We start from the raw sequence: 17,525 nt of genomic DNA, 5'->3' as shown, positions 1-17,525 counted from the left end.
ACCCGCTACGAAAAACTCGCCGTCCGCTACGAAGCCACCATCCACGTCGCCGCCATCAACGAATGGCTCTGACCGACTTCGATACAGGCCCTAGCGCTGACAGCAGGACAACCCGCCGCCACCGAGCGGTCTTCACCGCCATCGCCGGGATCCGCCCCGGCCTTTCAAGCGGGCGACTTGCCGGCTTCGTCGATCAGCCCGGAGACCGCGACGATATCCGCGGCCGAGGGTGGTTCCCAGCGCGCGTGCCCGCGCAAGGCGGCGATGAACGCTTCGAAGGCGGCCTCCGCGCGGGGCGGGTCGTGGGTTTCGGTGTGGCCGGTCGTGCTCAGCCGCCCGCCGTCCACGGTGAGGCTGTCCCGCGAGCCTTCCAGGTGGAGGTGGATGCCGCCGGGCCGGGACGTCCAGCCCGCGTGCACGGTGGCCGGGACGCCGCCCCAGTCGAGCAGGGCCGCTCCTCCGGTGTCTTCCTGCCAGGACGTCGCTTTCAGCGTGAGGTGCGCTCGGGGCCGCAACCAGAGAAGGAGGTCGAAGAGGTGGACGGCGAGGTCGGTGAATCCGCCGACGTGCCGCATCCACGCGGCGGGGCCGGTGAACACCCCGTCGAGCAGCCCGGGGTGGGTGAACCGGAGGTGCGCGGCGGCGAGCTCGCCCAGCTCCCCTCCGGCCAGGAGCGATCGCACGCGCCGGAAGGCGGGAGCGCAGCGGAGGAACATCGCCGTCGTTCCTCCGCTCGCGAGGAGGGGGACGAGCCGGACCGTCTCCGCCAGGTCACCGGCAAGCGGTTTCTCCACCAGGACCGGCACTCGAGCGACAGAAGTGTGGCGGAGCACCTCGCTGTGCTCCGCCGTGGCGGACGTGACCAGCGCCATGTCGGCGTCGCGCAACGCCTGGCGCACGTCGTCGGCCCGCCGCACTCCCGGCACGTCGCCGCCGTGGACGGCCACGAGCCGCGCTCCGGGGTCCTTGGCGATCGCCGCCAGGTAGTCGGCCACGTGGACGTGAGCCGTGCCGAGCAGCGCGATCCGGATCACCGTGCCGACAACAGCTCGCCGAAGGTGCGGTCGCAGTAGACCAGCGGGGCGCCCTCGGCGGTGTGCAGCGCCTCCACCCGGCCCACCAGGATGCTGTGGTCGCCTCCGTCGAGAACGTCGTGCAGCGCACACGCCAGGCGGACCGGCGCCGACTCCAGCCCGGGCAGGCCGAACTCGCAGGGCCGCATGTCGCCGGCCGCGAACCGGTCGATCCCGGAGGTCGCGAACCGCTGCGCCACCGCCGACTGCCCCGCCGCCAGCACGTTCACCAGGAACCGCCCGGCGGAGGTGAACGCGTGGTGGGTGCTGGCCGTCTTCCCGAGGCAGATCAGCACCAGCGGGGGATCCAGCGAGAGCGAGCTGAACGAGGTGGCGGTGAAACCCCAGCGCCGCCCGGCGTCGTCGACGGTGGTGGCGACCGTCACCGGGCCGGGAACCCGGGCCAGCGCTCGGGTGAACTCCATGAGCTCGGCAGGCAGCACGATCACTCCCGGAAGTCGACGATGGTCTTCAGATCGGTCGTCGTGCGGTAGCTTTCGAAGATCTTCACCAAGCTGTCGTAGTCGGTGAACTTGCACACCCGCGAAAGCAGCTTCTTGCCGTCGACGATTCCGGTCAGCAGCATCTGCATCGCCGACGCGATCACGTTCGCCGTCCGGTGCATCGGGAAGCTCGTCACGTCGAAGGGGGCCGAACTGATGTTGATGCCCTTGGCGAGCATCAGCCAGGTGTCGAACTTCTGCATTTCCTGAGAGGCGCCGTAGAGCACGTAACGACCGTGCGGTCGCAGTTTCCGCATCGCCACCCGGCGCGGATCCTTCTCCTCGTCGTCCACCTTGATCGTGGGCAAGGTGTCGAAGATGTAGTCGAACGTGTTGTCTTCGACTTTCCCGGCCAGTTCCTCCGGCAGGTACGCCTGCTGCGAGAAGTGGTCCTCGGCATGGAGGTTGCGCTGCGGGTTGGCGTCCACCGACACGATGGAATGCGGGGCCAGCACGCGGCTGATCACGCTCCCGGCGATGATGCCGATCGGGCCCGTGCCCAGGACGAGCACCTTGTCGCCGGGCCGTGGCGGATGGGTCAGGATCGAGCGCAGTGCCCCGGTGACCGGCTCGATGAACGAGGCTTGGAGGTCGTCCAGGCCCGCGGGGACCTTCACCGCCGCGGCGTGCCGGTCGTCGTGGAAGTTCCGGTCCGCCCAGAACACGTCGTGCTTCAGCTGGCCGGAGAAGATCGGGCGGACGCTGCGGTACTCGGCGAACCCGTCGAAATCGGTCTGTCCCCAGTACACGACCCGGTCGCCGAGGGCGATGTCCGCGCCGGCGTCGTCGAAGTCGGGGCCGATGTCCACGACCTCGCCGAGGTATTCGTGGCCGAGCACGACCGGGTATTCAGCGGGAAAGAGGTGGCTTTCGAAGAAGGAGATGTCCGTGGAGCAGATGGAGACGCAGCGTGTTTTCAACAGCAGCCCGTCCGCCGGGGTGCGGGGGATCGGCAGTTCCGCCACGAGCGTCTTGCGCGGCGCGATGAGCTGGACGGCCTTCATGGTCGACATCCGTTACTCGTCTCTTTCGGGAGGGGAGAGGGAGCGGGAAGAAAACGGGGGAGCGGGGTCACCGGCGCATCTGCAGGCCGCCGCCGAGCAGGTACTGACCTGCCATTTCGAAATGCGACGGCGACAAGGTGATGTGCTTGACCGCCGAATGGACATCCCGGAAACAGCGGTCCAGCCTGCTCGTCGCGTAGAGCGAGCTGGAGCCGGCCAGGTCGAAAGCGGTGTCCACGACCGCTACCGCGTGTTCGGCGACCGTGGCCGCGGTGAGCCGGATCAGCGCGCTGAGCGCGTCGCCCCCGGTCTCCCCGGAAGCCGTGGCCTGCTTCGCCGCGTCGACGAGCAGGAGCCGGGCCGAGTAGGCGCGCATCTCCGCGCGAGCCAGCTTCTCCTGGACGGTGTGGCTGACCGCGAGCGTGCTCGTGGCGCCGGTCGGGGTCTTCTTCAGGGCCAGCGCCTTGAACGTGGCGAGCGCGTCCTGCGCCAGTCCCAGCGCGGTCGAAGCCGACGTGAACGGCCCGAAGTCGTAGTAGGAAACCGGGTAGGCGCGCGAAGGCCGCTCGGCGGGCGGGCGCAGCATCGCGCTTTGCGCCACGGTGTACTCCTCGGCCACGAACGTCTCCGGCACCCGGTAGTGGTTGCTGCCGGTGCCGCGCAGCCCGACGGTGTACCAGGTGTCGAGCAGCTCCGCTTGCCCGCGCGGGATGAACAGCATCCGCAGGAGCGGCCCGGTCGCGCCCTGGACCCGCTGCCCGCGCTCGGTTTCGAAGGCCGCGCAGACCAGCCAATCCGCGTGGGCCGACCCGCTGGCGAAGGCCCACTCACCGCTCAGCAGGTAGCCGCCGTCCACGCGCTCGGCGCGGCCGCCCGGGTTGACCCCGCCGACCACGAGACCGGAGCTCTGCTCGAACAGTTCCCGGGCCGTCGTCTCCGGGAGGTAGTCCGAGAGCCGCCCGATCGCGCCCTGGACGCCCATCTGCCACGCCACCGAGCCGTCCAGCCGGGCCAGCGCCCGGATGACCGCGGACCCGGTCGGCAGGGAAACCTGCTCGCCGCCGAACTCCTTCGACACCCACATCCGGGGAATGCCCACGTCCCGCAGCGCCTCGAAGACCACCTGCGGTGTCTGCCGATCGCGTTCACCCTTTTCTTTGTTGTCTTCGATCAGCGGAGCGATCTTCGCCACCCTGGCCAGCCAATCCGTCGTTTCCGCGGTATCCGACTCGGGCCAGAGTTCAACCGGTGCTTCCGGCTCCGTCATGGCAGCTCACCTCACTCGGGAAATGATGATTTGACAGCATCTTCGCCGAGGGCAACGGCCCCGACAATGTCGACCTGGAAAAGTCGTCGGAGGTTTCCGTGCGGTCTGTCGGGTACCTCGTCGCCGAGGTGACTTCTAGTGAAAATTACCGACCCGGGAAAGGTATCGATAGGTGTAGGCGGCGGAAACCATGGTCATGTGGTGGTGCCAGCCGGGAAAGGACCGGCCTTCGAAATCCAGCGCGCCGAACTCGTTGGCCAGTTCCCTGGTCGCGGTCCGGGTCCGCGACGCGGACCGGACGAGTGCCATGATTTCGTCGGGCCGCCTGCCGGCCAGGCCGCTGACCCAGTGCGCCCGGGGAGCCGCCTTGGACTCCGCGGAAGCGCGCGGTGCCGGCACGACCCGGCCCGGCTGCGGGCCGGGTGCCGACGCGACGCGCGCGACGAAGTCGGGATTGGCCTCCGCCAGCCGGGTGATGGCCTGGCGTGCGTCGGGCACACCGCTCAGGTCGGCCACCACGGGCGCGGGCACGAGCCGGGCGAAGTCGGCCAGGTGCGCCCATTCCGGGCGTGGCTCGAGGCGGTCGGGTATGCGCGCCCGGTGTCTTCTCTGGTCGTCGGCCAGCCAGGATTCGTCCAGCAGCAGCTCCCAGTCGACCGGGATCGCCGCCTCCCCGGTGATGAGGAACAGGCCCCGGGCGACCTGGCAGTTGATCGTCCGGCCCGTCTCCGCCACGAACCGGCGGCGCACCCCGACGGAATGCTCGCCCCGCTTGGGGATGACCAGCGTTGCGGTGGTCAGGGCACGGACCCCGGCGCGCTCGGTGATCATCCGCGTGAGTTCCCGTCGAGCGGGCCGCCAGTCCCAGGAGCTGGAATTGACGAACTGACGCAGGCCCCGGCACGCGGCCGGTGTCCCCGACGTGGCCTCGGCCAGCCGCTGCAGCGATTTCTTTCCGGGCACGGTGAGCAGGCCGTGCAGATAGGCCCGGGCCCATCGGCGCTGATCGACCCGGGCCAATGGGCCGAAAACCTGATCGGTGAACGCGGTCAGGTCAACGATTTATCGAGCGGGCGACGCGTATACGTGATCAACGGACATACGGCTTTCCCCCAGTGTGGCTCCATGGACGCCGGGAAGGCGAAAGGCACCGTTGACCTCTGCGCACCCCCGACAATGGCGAGCGATAGACAACGTGACCGAACTTACCAGCCGCGTGGTTTTCCGCGGATCACTCAACGTCTACTTGACGAGTTCGGTCGTTGACCAGCCGAGACGCTACATCGGGGATGATTTACGGTACGAAAAGTAGCAACTCGACTACGCTTTGAGAAAGCGTTTTCTCATGAAAAGATGGCCGATTCTCGAATGGGAACCGGCCTGGCCCGACTGTGGTGAAGGCCACGGTGTGGGGATGGCCTTCACGTGTTCGCGGGGAGCGCCCGGCGAAGCGCTCCCCGCGAACACGCGCCTTCCGTCAGGAGTTCATCGACGCGGCATCTGCCTCCTCGGTGCGCGCGACGGCGGATGCGGGTACGGCGGCCGAACGCCGGGACGGCAGCGCGAAGGTGATCAGCAGGCCGGCCAGCATCCCGGCGGCGGTGAGCAGAACCGCGAGGAATCCGCCGTCGGCCAGCGCGGCGCGCAACGGCTCGCCGCCGAGGCCTGCCGTCCCCGAGTTGGCGATCGCGATCAGCACCGCGAGACCCAGTGCGTTGCCGATGTTCAGCGTCGTGGACGCGATGCCGTTGGCGACCCCCTGCTCGTCCGGCGCGACGCCGCTCGCGGCCGCGATCCACATGGCCGTCCAGGTGATGCCCTGCCCGAGACCCGAGACGACGAGCCCGGGCACCAGCGCGGTGTAGGTGCTGTCCTCGGTGAAGCCGGTGGCCAGCAGCGCGGTCCCGGCCACGCCGATCGCGAACCCGGCGAACAGGCTGGTCCGGCCACCGAGCCGGGTGGTCATCCGTTCCCCGAGCTGGGTGCCGGTCGCGATCGCCACCGACGGCACGAGGAACGCCAGCCCGGTCTGCAGCGCGTCGAGTCCCTGGACTGTCTGCAACAGCACGGTGAGGAAGTACGGCAGCGCACCGAAGGTCGCCATGTAGACGAACGTGACGATCATGCCGACCGTCAGGCTCCGGTTGGCGAACAGCCGGAACGGCATCAGTGGATCGGCGCTGCGCGCCTCGATGAGCGCGAAGGCGATCAGCAAGGCCACCGCCACCGGCGCGGCGACGAGGATGGCCGGCGCGGTCCAGCCCAGTTCCGGTCCTTGGACGAGCACGAAGACCAGCAGGGTCGCGCCTCCGGTGACCGTCAGCGCCCCCGGCAGGTCGAACCGGCGCCGGGCGCGTCCGCCCCGGTCCCGGGGAATGACCGCCAGTGCGGCGAGGGCCACGATCCCCGCCAGGGGAACGTTGACGTAGAACACCGCGGGCCAGCTGAACGCCTGGGTCAGCACGCCGCCCAGCAGTGCGCCGACCGTCAGGCCGCTGGCTCCCGCGCCGCCCCAGACGGCGAGCGCCCGGTTCCGCCGCGGCCCTTCCTCGTAGAGGGTGTTGATCAGCGACAGGGTCGACGGGAGCAGCAGCGCGGCGCCGATGCCCTGCACGCAGCGGGCGATGACGATGACCAGCGCGTTCGGGGCGAGCCCGCCGGCCAGCGACGAGACCGCGTAGACGGCGAGGGCGGTCACGAACACCCGGCGGCGGCCGAGCAGGTCCGCCGCGCGGCCGCCGAGCAGGAGGAACCCGCCGGCGAAGACGGCGTACGCGCCGACCACCCACTGCTGGGTCTGTCCCGAGAATCCCAGATCGCGGCCGATGTCCGGCAACGCGACGAACACGATGTTGAGGTCCAGCGAAAAGATCAGCTGGGCGAGGGCCAGCAGGACGAGACTCCAGCCCAGTCGTCGCCCGGTCAGCGGTTGCGGCTCAGTGGGCTGTTCGGCCCGTATCGACCTGGACATGCGATTCCGACATCCTCCCCGTTCGGCGTTGCCCGGCGGGCGCGGCTCGATCAGTACGACAGTACGGAATATAACGTACAATCGAACTGTTGACCAGTCTTCCCAGGTCAAGGCCTACTGTTCGCCTGTGCTAGTACTGTTTTGCTACGCTGCTCTCATGGTTCCTCACCATCCAGCTCGTGATCAGATCGAGCTCGCGAACGTCCTGTCGGCGCTGGGCAACCCCTTGCGGCTGACCATCGTGCGCGTGCTCGCCGAAACCGGTGAACGGCCCTGTGGTCAGGTGGGGACCTACCTGGGCGAGGGCATTTCGAAGTCCACCCTGACCCACCACTGGCGGGTGTTGCGGGACGCCGGCGTCATTTGGCAGCAGCCCGCGGGCCGGGAAAACCTGCTGACCCTGCGCAAGGAAGACCTGGACGAACGCTTTCCCGGCCTGCTCGACTCGGTGGTCGCCGGGATCGGCGAGCTCGCCCAGGGCGGGCCGGCCCGGCGCGCGCCCAGAGCGGGCCGGTAGCTTCGGCGAGCGGTGCCGGAGCGCGGCCGGTGTCACGGACGGGGCACCGGGGTGGTCAGGTCGTAGACCGTCACCTGGTCCACGGTTGCGGCCGGGTAGTGGGCTTCGACCCAGCTCGCGATCCGCGCGCTGTCGGAGCTGCCGCCGGCGCTCACGTTGACGTTCCCGCCGATGAAGTAGTGGATCTGCCCCGCTTCGACGTACTGCCGGAACTTCTCGAGAGTCGGGGCGGGATCGCTGCGGTTGAAGCCGCCCACCGCCATCACCGGCCGACCGGTGGCGAGTTGGTAGCCCGCCGCGTTCTGGGAGCCGACGGCCGCGGCGGTCCAGGTGTGGTTTTCGGGGTTTTCCTTGAGCAGTGCGGTGATCCGGGGCCCGGGCTTGCTGCCGTTGAGCAGGAGGACCAGGCTGGGGTCGGCGCCGGCCATCCCGCCGCTGACGGTGCTCGCCGCCGCGGGACCCACCCCGGGCAACGCGCCTTCGTGCGGCCGGCTCACGGTCGACAGCGTGTAGGCGGCCGGCCCGGCCAGCGTCGCGACCAGCCCGAGCGCGCCGAAGGACACGAGGTGGCGGCGTGCCGCGAACAGCAGGCCGGCCGCCGCGATCGCACCGCCCGTCCCCGCCGCGTAACGCAGCCACGGCAGCCAGTCCGGCGTCCGGTTCAGCAGCACGGCTCCCCAGAACACCGTGACCAGCACGACCACGGCCAGCGCGGCGCGCGGGGCCCAGGCCTGCCCGGAACGGGCCTTGCGCCGGCTCCGTTCCCACAGCACTGACGAGCCCATGCCGACGACCGCGGCGATGTACGGCGCGAGTGCCACGTTGTAGTACGGGTGGAAGATGCCCTTCATCTCGCTGAACACCACGAAGGTGGTGAGCAGGGCGAGTCCCCACAACACGAAGGCGGCCCGGGCCGGGTCCGTGCGCGGCGCCCGGCGGGTCACCCACAGACCGGCGGCCGACAACAGGAACGCCGCCGGGATCAGCCAGGCGATCCCGCTGCCGAACTCGACGCGGAACAGCCGGTCCAGGCCGGCCGGTCCACCCCAGGACGGCAGGCCCGGGGTGCCGACGGCGCCGGTCTCCACGCCGTTCAGCCGACCGAATCCATTGTAGCCGAAGGTGAGTTCCAGGAAGTCGTTGTGCTGGGAGCCGCCGACGTAAGGACGGTGTTCCGCCGGGACCAGCTGAACGAGCAGCACCCACCAGCCGCTGGTCGCCACGATCGTGAGCAGGGCGATCAGCAATTGCCGGACGCGCCGCCCGATTCCCGTCGGCGCGAACGCCAGGTACGTCACGGCCAGTGCGGGTGCGATGAGAAACGCCTGCAATGTCTTGGTGAGAAAAGCGAAGCCCACGCAAAAGGCCGACAGAACGAGCCAGCGGGTGCGCGCGTTCTCCTGGGCCCGGAGCACGGCGTATCCCGCAACCGTGAGCAGGAGGGCGAGAAGCGCGTCGGGGTTGTTGAACCGGAACATCAACGCCGCCACCGGGGTCAAAGCCAGGACGGAGCCGGCGATCAACCCGGCGGCGGGGGAGAACTGCCGCCGCACCGCCGTGTACAGCACGGCCACGGTGGCAATGCCCGCGAAGGCTTGCGGGATCAGGACGGTCCAGGGGGAGAGCCCGAAAGCCCGCACGAAGATGCCGGTGAGCCACAGGGAGGCAGGCGGCTTGTCCGCGGTGATGGAGCGGGCGGCGTCGGTGGAGCCGTAGAGGAAAGCCTCCCAGTTCTGCGTCCCCGCCTGCACGGCCGCGGCGTAGAACTGGTTCGCCCAGCCGGAGGCGCCCAGGTCGACGACGTAGAGGACGCCCGTGACGGCAAGCAGGACCAGCAGGGCGGGGCGCGCCCAGCGGGGGTCGTCGTCGCGGCCCCGCGACCACCGCCGAAGCCGGTCGGCCAGGTTCGCCGAACGGTGCGACGGTCGCAGCCGGGCGGTGTGCTGTTCGTCGCCCGCCGCGATACCGGGCACAGTCGTGGCCATGCGCGTTTCCTCCGGGAGAAGAGCTGTCAGGGGGTAAGGCGACGCGGCCCGACGTTGGGCGTTAGTACGATCGTACGTAAATAGTCGCACTGTCACAAGATGTGCGAACAGTTGTTCCGGCGAACTCGTGTCGCCCGCGGGATGTGGCGGGCCCCCGGATTCGACACCGGCTTCGGCAGTACCTGGGACGGCTCCGCAACCGCGTCCGGACGGCCGAATGATTGTCAGCTGCGGTCAGTTCCGGGTGGGCAGGTTGTGAATCTGCGTTCTAGCCGGGGTTTTGATCATCGGCGGAGAATCGGCCCCCTGCCGAGCCCGATCGGAAGGGGATCCAGTTGAGATCGATGACAAGGCGGGCCGGGGCGGCCGCCGCCGGGATCGTGTTGCTGGCCGGACTGCTCCCCACCGTCGCGCACGCCGCTCCGGACCGTGCCGGCGTCGGTGGGTGGCCGAAGCAGTGGCGTGCCGACTACGACAGCCGTGACTCCTTGCGTGGCGCGGGCGGCCTTTCTGCCGCTTCCCGACGGTCGGCTGACGCGGGGTCGTCGCCGGTTGCCGTCCGGCAGCTGCGTGACCAGCTCGGCCTGCAGGGCATCGTGGACATCGACAACGCCACCGGGACGCCGCGGCGGGTTGCGCGGACCGACGGCTTCCTCACCGCCGCCAGCGCGCAGAAGCCGGCCGACATCGCGCTCGGCTATCTGCGTGCGCACACCGATGTCTTCGGTCTGGACGCGAACACCGTCGCCGGACTCGCCTTGCGGCAGGACTACACCGATGTCGAGGGCACCCACCACCTCAGCTTCGTGCAGTCTGCCGGGGGCGTCCCCGTTTTCGGCAACGGTCTCAAGGCTCACGTCGCCAAGGACGGGCGGCTGATCCAGGTGGACGGCGCACCGGTCAAGCGACTCCCGGCGGCCGTGGGTGGTGCCGCGCTGTCCGCCACCGCTGCCCGGGCGGCCGCGGTCAAGGACGTCGAGGGCACCTCGGCGACGGTGACCAGGAACGCCGCCGGACCCCAGCAGGCCACGACGTTCAGCGATGGTGGCACCGCCAAGCTGGTCTGGTTCCAGACCGCGGACGGCCCGCGGCTCGCCTGGCAGACGCTGCTGCTGCGTGACGGGTTCGTGCACGTCGTCGACGCGGCGAGCGGCCGGGTCCTCTACCGGCACAACACGGTGGACAACGACACCGCCCAGGTGTGGCCCGGCTACCCGGGCGCGGCCGCTGGCGGCAAGCAGCAGCGGGTCAGTCTTCGCAAGTGGCTGCCGGACAACTCGCCGCGCCTGGCCGGCTACTACGCGCACGTCTACTCCGACGTCGACGACAACAACGCCGCCGGCCCGTCCGAAGAGGTGCGCCCGGCCGCGAAGGGCAGCTTCGAGTACCCGTTCACCGACTTCACCAAGACGGCAGGCGGGCTCTGTTCGGCCGCCCTGCAGTGTTCGTGGGATCCGGAGACGCCGAACTCGTGGCAGGTCAACCGGGCACAGAACGCGGTGCAGCTGTTCGCTTTCCTGGGCACGTTCCACGACCACCTGCTGGCCGGTCCGATCGGCTTCACCCGCAGCGCGGGCAACTTCGAAGCGGTCGACGGGGACGCGGTGCAGGGCGAGTCCGACGACGGCGCCGACACGGCGGGCGGCCTGCCCGACGGCAGACACGCCAACAACGCGAACATGAGCACACCGCCGGACGGTACGCCGCCGCGCATGCAGATGTACCTCATCAATCCGGGCACGCGCTCGGTGGCGGGCAACTCCGGCGACGCGGCGGACGTGGTCTACCACGAGTACACCCACGGCCTGTCGAACCGGCTCGTGGTCGACGCGAACGGCTTCTCCACCCTCAGCGGCGCCCAGGCCGGTGCCATGGGTGAGGGGTGGAGCGACTGGTACGCCGAGGACTTCCTCGTCGGCCAGGGCCTGGAGAAGGACACCGCGGCCGACGGGGAGATCCGGGTCGGCAAGTACTGGACCGCCGGCGGCACGATCCGCTCGCAGCCGCTCGACTGCACCGTCGGCGCCCCCGCCGCGGTCTGCCCCGGCACCCCGGCGACCCATTCCGGCGGCTACACCTACGGCGACTACGGGCGGCTCTCGGGCTTCGCCGAGGCGCACGACGACGGTGAGATCTGGGCGGAGACCCTGTGGGACCTGCGGAAGGCCATCGGCAGTGCGAAGGCCGAGTCGCTGGTCACCCGGGCCATGGAGCTGTCCCCGGCGAATCCGTCCTTTTTGGACGAGCGCAACTCGATCCTGCAGGCCGACCTGGTCGTCGACGGCGGGAAGCTGCAGAAGACGATCTGGCAGGTGTTCGCCCACCGCGGCATGGGCTACTTCGCCGCGGCGAGCGACGGTGACGACATCCGGCCGGTCGAGGACTTCTCGATGCCGCCGTCGGCGGACACACCACGCGGCACGCTCACCGGCACGGTCACCGACCAGGACAGCGGCGCACCGGTCGGCGGAGTCACGGTCGCCTTCGGTGGACACGCCTCCGGCTTCGCCGGCGGCCTGGCGGCCACCACGGCCGCGGACGGCACCTACACGATCCCCGGCATCCTGCCCGGAACGTACGCGAAGGTCGCCGCCCGTGGCGCGGGCTACGACGAGGGGGAGAAGACGCTGTCCATCCCGTCGCACCCGCTGACCCAGGACTGGACGATCCGCCGGGACTGGGCCGCGGCCGCCGGAGGCGGCTCGGTCGCGAGCTTCACCGGGCCGGACTTGAGCCCGGTCTGCGGCCCGGGCAACATGATCGACCAGTCGCAGTCGAAGGGCTGGGTCAGCTTCATCCAGCCCGGCGGGCGGAACGTCGTGGTCAAGCTGCCGGCCAAGGTCGACATCACCCAGCTGGTGATCAACCCGATGCCGGTCTGCGTCCCCGTCTACGAGGTCGGGACCGGCCACTACCGGGTGGAAACCTCCGCCGACGGCACGACGTGGACCACCGCGGTGGAGAGCGCCTTCCCCTACGGCACGGTCACACCCACCCCGGCGACACCGGCCGCGGGCACCGGCAATGCCGTCCAGTACGTCCGGTACACGATGCTGACCACGCAGGGCCAGGACGCCGGACCGCCCTGCATCCCCGGTGCGCCGACGCTCGGCTGCTTCTACATCAGCAGCACCGAACTGTCGGTCTACGGAACGGCGGCGTAGGCGCGAGTGGTACCGGGTCGCCGCGACCCGGTACCACCGGCCGCCCGGTGGTTCCACCTCGACGAGAAGGGCCGCGGGCAACTACGCGGACGCGGACTTCCCGCCGAGAACGCGTGTACGTGACGCACAATTCGCCGCTCGCGCGCCGTTTGCGCTCGGGTGCGGTCAACTTCGCAGGTAGGTCAGGACGGCGAGTACCCGGCGGTGGCCGTCGGCTTCGGGGAGGTCGAGTTTGGTGAAGATGTTGCCGATGTGTTTGGCCACCGCGGCGTGGCTGATTTCGAGCGTCCGGGCGATGGACGGGTTGTTGTGTCCTTCGGCCATCTGCCCGAGCACCTCCCGTTCCCGTGTGGTCAACCGGTCGAGTGGGTTGGTCGTGCGTGGGCGGTTCAGCAACTGCCGCACCACGTCGGGGTCGATGACGGTCTCGCCGGCCGCGACCCGCGACACTGCGTCGGCGAAGTCGGCGACCTCGCCGATGCGGTCCTTGAGCAGGTAGCCGACTCCGGCCCGGCCGGCCGGGCCGAGCAGTTCGGCGGCGTACGCGGTGGCCGCGTACTGCGACAGCACGAGGACCGCCGCGCTCGGGTCGCCGGCGCGGAGGGTCACCGCGGCACGCAGCCCTTCGTCGGTGAAACCGGGCGGCATGCGGACATCGGTGATGACCAGGTCGGGTCGGTGCTCTCGGGCCGCCGCCACCATCGAGTCACCGTCGCCGACCGCCGCCACCACGGTGTGGCCCAGTCCTTCGAGCAGGCTGACGAGTCCGGCCCGCATGAGCGCGGCGTCTTCGGCAAGCACTATTCGTAGCGACACGGCAGGTCGATCCGCACTGTGGTGGGTCCTCCTTGCGGGCTGATGAGCTCCAGGGTGCCGGCCACGACGGCCACTCGGTCGGCCAGCCCGCGGATGCCCGTGCCCCGTGCCGGTTCAGCGCCGCCCCGACCGTCGTCGACGACGGTCAGCGCCAGCCGTCGCCCAGCCAGTCTGCCACTGATCCGGATCCGAGTGGCCGCAGCGTGTCGTACCGCGTTGGTCAGGGCCTCCGAGACGACGAAGTAGGCGGACGATTCGATCTCGGGCGGCAGCCGGCCGGGCAGGTCGAGGTCGACCTCGACCGGAATCGGGCACCGTTCGGCGAGGTCGCGCACCGCCTCGGCCAGCCCGAAATCGGTGAGGATCTGAGGATGGATGCCGCGGATCTGGTCCCGGAGGGTCGTGAGTGCCAGCCGAGCCTGCTCGTGGGCCTCGCCGACGAGTTCACCGGCGCGTCCGCCTGAGCCGGCCAGATGCCGCTCGGCCAGGCCCAGCTTCATCGTCAGGAGCACCAGGTGTTGCTGCGTGCCGTCGTGCAGGTCTCGCTCGATCCGGCGGCGCTCGGCCTCGAAGGAGCTGACCAACCGGCTGCGTGACCGGGCCAGCTCCTCGACCTGACGGTTCGTTTCGGTGCCGGTGGGCGCGAGCAGCCACTTGGCGAAGGCTGCCTGGGCGCCGCCGAGCACGCTGATTCCGTAGAGGGTGACCACCGTCGCGGGCACCCCGGCCAGACCGGCGACGGCGCACGCCTGCCCGACGGTCTCGGCCGTCCAGGTGCCCACCGCGAAATGGACGTTCACTCCCAACCCGACCCACAGCGGCAGGGTCAGCAGGAGGAGGCAGAGGAACAGGACCAGCACCGCGGCGAGGTCGAGGAGGGCAAGTACCGACAGCAGGCAGGCGCAATAGCCGAGTTCGCGCCAGGTGGCAGCCTCGGTCACCCGCAGCCGCACCCACGCCCAGCCGTTCGGGGGCGCGGGTGCGTGCGGATTGGGGACCGCCGGCGGCTCCAGGAAGCCGAGCCGGGGGCGCTCCAGCGCCCCGATCGGTATGCCGACGAGCAGCAGCAGCGGTGGAAACAGCAGCAGCGGCAGGATGGCCAGCCAGGCGATCGAGATGACCGCCACGCTGCTGACCACATAGGCCAGGCTGCGCCACGGCCATCGCGACAGGACGAATCGGACGGGGCCGCCCGCCATCGCCCGCCACACGCTGGTCGCCACGGTCACGACCCTACGGTGCGGTAGCCGGGGCAGCGGTGTCAGCTCGCACCGATGACGTCCAGCAGCGTGGTGGCGGGCTCGAGCGCCGAGAGCACACTGGCCGCTGTCAGGAGCAGCAGCAGGCATGCGGTCAGGGCCGTGATGACGCCGAGCGTGGTGTGCATGAATCTGACGCGGGCGGCGCCGGGGTCGCTGGTGCTGCGCCGCTTCCAGAAGTAAGCGCTCGCCAGGCCGGTTGCCACCAGCAGCGTGGCGGAAATCGCCACCATGACCCAGTGGTATCGCTCGACCTCGCCGAGGAATACCGTCAGCGCTGGGGAACCGGCATGCGGGCCGGCCGATTCCGTCAGCCCTTCGTGCATCTCACGCAAAACCTGGGTGAGCTTGCCGTCGGCGGCTGTGCCGGGTAGCAGCCCCAGCAACCCGACCAGCGGTACGGCGGTCACCTCGATGTTCACCATCAACACTCCCATGGCGAGAACCGTCGACACCGCTGCGGCCGTGGCGACCGCCGCGTACCAGGGCCGGGCTCGCAGGTATCGCTGCCACAGCGCGGTGGTGAGCAAGGCGAAGACGATGACGGACAACGCGCTGATCGCCACCTTGATCGCATGCCATTGGAACCAGTAGTCGACCAGCGTCGTCAGGTGGGCGGGGAACGCCGGGGTTCCGCTTCGCCAATACTCGACCAGAGCATCCCCGAAGGTTTCCTGCAGTTTCGCGTAATCGTAAGCCCCGAAGGCCGGCCTCAGGAGCGCGGCGGGGGCGAACATGAATGCTGCGACCAAAGCCGCGGCGGCCGCCAGCAGCAACCCGAGCACGGGCCTCGAATGCAGTCGAACAGTTCTGCCGTTGGATTCCGGTGTTGATTCGGCGGCACCCGTTGTCGTGCTCGGTCGAAATCGCATGGGACGACGGTAGAGAAGGACCGCTCGGAGCGCGATGGCGCATGAGCTAGTGCAACCGGGTGAGGCTGCACTACCCGTGCGGTACAGCCGGCTCTACCTTCAGGTCGAGTAGCCGGGACCTACGGATCGACAACGCTGGAAGCACCGATCTCGGGACAGCCCCATCACTTGCGAAGCCGAGAACGGTACTCGCCCGGGGCCATGCCACGGACACGCCGAAAAGCCCGGCTGAAAGCGTGCGGCGAGCCGTAGCCGACCGCGTCGGATATCGACTCGACCGGCTCGTCGGTATCGCGCAGCCGGACGGACGCCAGGTCCATCCGCCACTGCGTCAGGTACGCGCCCGGCGTCTGTCCGAGGACGGCCCGGAAGTGCCTGGACAGCGTCGCCCGGGAGACGCTCGTGGCGGCGGCCAGGGTCTCCGTGGTCCAAGGGCGTTCCGGTTGGGCATGGACACGGGCCAGCGCGTCGCGCACGACCGGATCACGCATCGCGTCGAGCCACGAGCCGGACAGTTCCTCCGGGTTGCGGGCCAGCCAAGCGCGTACGAACTGCACGAGCAGAAGGTCGACGATGCTGTTGACGGCGGCGGTCGTGCCGATCTGCGGCTGGGCGAGCTCCGCGGTGAGAAGTTCGACGGTCCTGCTGAGCTGGGCGTTCTCCGAGGCCGCCACGTGCATCGGCCTGGCGAGGGAGGCCAGCAGCGATGTGCTCACCGCTGGGTCCTGCTCGTAGTGCAGGACGATCACTTCCGTCTCCGCAGGCACCGAGCCGAGCCGGAGGGCCCTGCCCTCGGCGAGGGCCTGAACCGCCGCCCTCGCGTCGCAGCGGCCCATCGTCGTGCTGGAGCTGCCGGTTATCCCGTGCGCGGTGCCCGGCGACACCAGCACGGCGTCTCCGGCCCGCACCTCCAGCGGTTTCTCGCCGGTGACGTGGAGCCACATCACGCCACGGGACACGACGTGCAGTGCCGCTCCCGGATAGGAGTCCAGCCACTGGCCCCAGGTCCCTCCGGCCTTCAGCACGACTCCGAGCGCCCCTCGTGCACCCGAAATCCGCAAGACCTCCGCGAGCACGTCCATGGTTCCATTCTCGTCGGTCGCCGTGAACCGCGACCGCCGGCGGGCGCTGTCTCAGGTGTCCTCGTTCACGGCTTCAGGTCACGTCGAGAACCACCTTGCCGTGCACCTTCCGGGCGAACAGCGCCTGAATGGCGTCGTCCACGTCCTTCCAGCCGCCTCGCAGTCCGATGGGCGCCGCCAGCTTCCCGGCGGCCACGAGGCTCAGCAGATCCGCCAGCTCCCCGCTGGGCGGCGTCAGGTCGCCGTAGGTGGCGATGGTGCGGGGTTCGCCGAAGCCGAACAGGTTCCCCGCGGGGAACGTGGTGTCCTGGCCCGAGGTGCCACCGACCAGGTGGATGGTGCCGCCCGCGGCGAGGGAACGCCACGCCCGGGCCAGCAGCGGCCCGCCGACCGCGTCCAGGATGAGGTCGTACCGGTCCTCGGTCCCGGCCAGGTCGGTCAGGACCGTGCCGGCCCCGAGTTCGCGGAGTCCGGCGGCCCGGTCCGGCGAACCGGCGAGTGCCGTCACCCGGGCTCCCGCCAGCGCCGCCAGCTGGACGGCGAAGTGCCCCACACCCCCGCTCGCCCCGGTGACCAGGACGTTGCGCGCCAGCAGGGAACGCGTGCGCAGCACCCGGAGTGCGGTGACCCCGGCGATCCCCAGCGCGGCGGCCTCGGCCAGATCCACCCCCTCGGGGACGGTGCCGAGCCAGGCGGGACCGACCGCCACCCGCTCCGCCCACGCGTAGGGCGCCATTCCCAGTGCGACGCGCGCGCCTTCAGGCGGCCCCGAGCCGTCGGCCGCCGCGCGTACCACGACGCCTGCCGCGTCGTGACCGTGCACACCGCCGGCCGTCCACTCGTGCGCGTACCTCAGCTCACCGAAGTTCAGGCCGATGTGCCGTATCTCCACCAACGCCTCACCGGTGGACGGCACGGGCTCATCGACATCGGCGAACCGAACGGGTCCGGCCTCACTGTGATCGACCACAAGGGCGCGCATAGGGGGGTGTTTCCTTCTCTTATCGAGGCA

At 70.0% G+C, this 17,525-nt stretch carries 14 protein-coding genes; 2 read left to right on the top strand and 12 right to left on the bottom strand.

Going from position 1 to position 17,525, the window contains the following annotated elements; translation table 11 throughout:
• Window positions 1-164 precede the first annotated feature (164 nt).
• From ACWED2_RS42605 to ACWED2_RS42580, 6 genes are all read right to left on the bottom strand, one after another.
• Entirely contained in the window at window positions 165-1,034 is an 870-nt protein-coding gene (locus ACWED2_RS42605; protein WP_449696191.1) for a Gfo/Idh/MocA family protein, read from the bottom strand.
• A complete protein-coding gene (locus ACWED2_RS42600) occupies window positions 1,031-1,522 on the bottom strand; it encodes a flavin reductase family protein (RefSeq protein WP_449696190.1) in 492 nt (163 codons plus the stop codon). The genes ACWED2_RS42605 and ACWED2_RS42600 overlap by 4 nt, the downstream gene beginning before the upstream one ends.
• Window positions 1,519-2,589: a zinc-dependent alcohol dehydrogenase gene (locus ACWED2_RS42595; RefSeq protein WP_449696189.1), complete on the bottom strand. Its 1,071-nt coding sequence runs from the start codon at window positions 2,587-2,589 to the stop codon at window positions 1,519-1,521. The genes ACWED2_RS42600 and ACWED2_RS42595 overlap by 4 nt, the downstream gene beginning before the upstream one ends.
• A gap of 58 nt (window positions 2,590-2,647) precedes the next feature.
• Window positions 2,648-3,847 (bottom strand): acyl-CoA dehydrogenase family protein, encoded by a 1,200-nt coding sequence (locus ACWED2_RS42590; protein ID WP_449696188.1) that lies wholly within the window; start codon window positions 3,845-3,847, stop codon window positions 2,648-2,650.
• Window positions 3,848-3,982: 135 nt separating this feature from the next.
• On the bottom strand, window positions 3,983-4,900 hold the full coding sequence (locus tag ACWED2_RS42585) for an IS701 family transposase (RefSeq protein ID WP_449696195.1): 918 nt from the start codon (window positions 4,898-4,900) through the stop codon (window positions 3,983-3,985).
• A gap of 424 nt (window positions 4,901-5,324) precedes the next feature.
• Window positions 5,325-6,818: an MFS transporter gene (locus ACWED2_RS42580; RefSeq protein WP_449696187.1), complete on the bottom strand. Its 1,494-nt coding sequence runs from the start codon at window positions 6,816-6,818 to the stop codon at window positions 5,325-5,327.
• A 157-nt stretch (window positions 6,819-6,975) separates the two neighbouring features.
• Here ACWED2_RS42580 and ACWED2_RS42575 point away from each other — a divergent pair, with 157 nt between their 5' ends.
• A complete protein-coding gene (locus tag ACWED2_RS42575) occupies window positions 6,976-7,335 on the top strand; it encodes an ArsR/SmtB family transcription factor (RefSeq protein ID WP_449696186.1) in 360 nt (119 codons plus the stop codon).
• Window positions 7,336-7,367: 32 nt separating this feature from the next.
• On the opposite strand, the gene ACWED2_RS42570 is transcribed toward ACWED2_RS42575, so the two are convergent.
• Window positions 7,368-9,320 carry an ArnT family glycosyltransferase gene (locus ACWED2_RS42570; RefSeq protein ID WP_449696185.1) on the bottom strand — a complete coding sequence of 651 codons (1,953 nt, stop codon included), beginning with the start codon at window positions 9,318-9,320 and terminating at the stop codon, window positions 7,368-7,370.
• 344 nt (window positions 9,321-9,664) lie between these two features.
• On the opposite strand from ACWED2_RS42570, the gene ACWED2_RS42565 reads away from it, so the two are divergent.
• Window positions 9,665-12,484, top strand: coding sequence for a M36 family metallopeptidase (locus ACWED2_RS42565; protein ID WP_449696184.1), 2,820 nt, complete (start codon window positions 9,665-9,667; stop codon window positions 12,482-12,484).
• A 165-nt stretch (window positions 12,485-12,649) separates the two neighbouring features.
• On the opposite strand, the gene ACWED2_RS42560 is transcribed toward ACWED2_RS42565, so the two are convergent.
• The 5 genes from ACWED2_RS42560 to ACWED2_RS42540 form a co-directional block, all read right to left on the bottom strand.
• The gene (locus ACWED2_RS42560) at window positions 12,650-13,261 is read right to left on the bottom strand and encodes a LuxR C-terminal-related transcriptional regulator (RefSeq protein WP_449696194.1); all 612 of its coding nucleotides are present in this window, start codon (window positions 13,259-13,261) and stop codon (window positions 12,650-12,652) included.
• A gap of 23 nt (window positions 13,262-13,284) precedes the next feature.
• Window positions 13,285-14,529: a sensor domain-containing protein gene (locus ACWED2_RS42555; protein WP_449696183.1), complete on the bottom strand. Its 1,245-nt coding sequence runs from the start codon at window positions 14,527-14,529 to the stop codon at window positions 13,285-13,287.
• Between the two features lie 32 nt (window positions 14,530-14,561).
• Window positions 14,562-15,344, bottom strand: coding sequence for a hypothetical protein (locus ACWED2_RS42550; protein ID WP_449696182.1), 783 nt, complete (start codon window positions 15,342-15,344; stop codon window positions 14,562-14,564).
• 251 nt (window positions 15,345-15,595) lie between these two features.
• On the bottom strand, window positions 15,596-16,513 hold the full coding sequence (locus ACWED2_RS42545; protein WP_449696181.1) for a cupin domain-containing protein: 918 nt from the start codon (window positions 16,511-16,513) through the stop codon (window positions 15,596-15,598).
• 73 nt (window positions 16,514-16,586) lie between these two features.
• The gene (locus ACWED2_RS42540; RefSeq protein ID WP_449696180.1) at window positions 16,587-17,429 is read right to left on the bottom strand and encodes a zinc-binding dehydrogenase; all 843 of its coding nucleotides are present in this window, start codon (window positions 17,427-17,429) and stop codon (window positions 16,587-16,589) included.
• Between the last annotated feature and the right edge of the window lie 96 nt (window positions 17,430-17,525).

The sequence above is a fragment of the Amycolatopsis sp. NPDC005003 genome (assembly GCF_053600695.1).
This window is presented reverse-complemented; position numbering and strand designations above follow the sequence as displayed.

Coding starts and splice junctions, on each gene's coding strand:
- ACWED2_RS42595 (WP_449696189.1), bottom strand. CDS start 2,589: ATGTCGACCATGAAGGCCGTCCAGCTCATCGCGCCGCGCAAGACGCTC.
- ACWED2_RS42590 (WP_449696188.1), bottom strand. CDS start 3,847: ATGACGGAGCCGGAAGCACCGGTTGAACTCTGGCCCGAGTCGGATACC.
- ACWED2_RS42580 (WP_449696187.1), bottom strand. CDS start 6,818: ATGTCCAGGTCGATACGGGCCGAACAGCCCACTGAGCCGCAACCGCTG.
- ACWED2_RS42575 (WP_449696186.1), top strand. CDS start 6,976: ATGGTTCCTCACCATCCAGCTCGTGATCAGATCGAGCTCGCGAACGTC.
- ACWED2_RS42570 (WP_449696185.1), bottom strand. CDS start 9,320: ATGGCCACGACTGTGCCCGGTATCGCGGCGGGCGACGAACAGCACACC.
- ACWED2_RS42565 (WP_449696184.1), top strand. CDS start 9,665: ATGACAAGGCGGGCCGGGGCGGCCGCCGCCGGGATCGTGTTGCTGGCC.
- ACWED2_RS42560 (WP_449696194.1), bottom strand. CDS start 13,261: ATGCGGGCCGGACTCGTCAGCCTGCTCGAAGGACTGGGCCACACCGTG.
- ACWED2_RS42545 (WP_449696181.1), bottom strand. CDS start 16,513: ATGGACGTGCTCGCGGAGGTCTTGCGGATTTCGGGTGCACGAGGGGCG.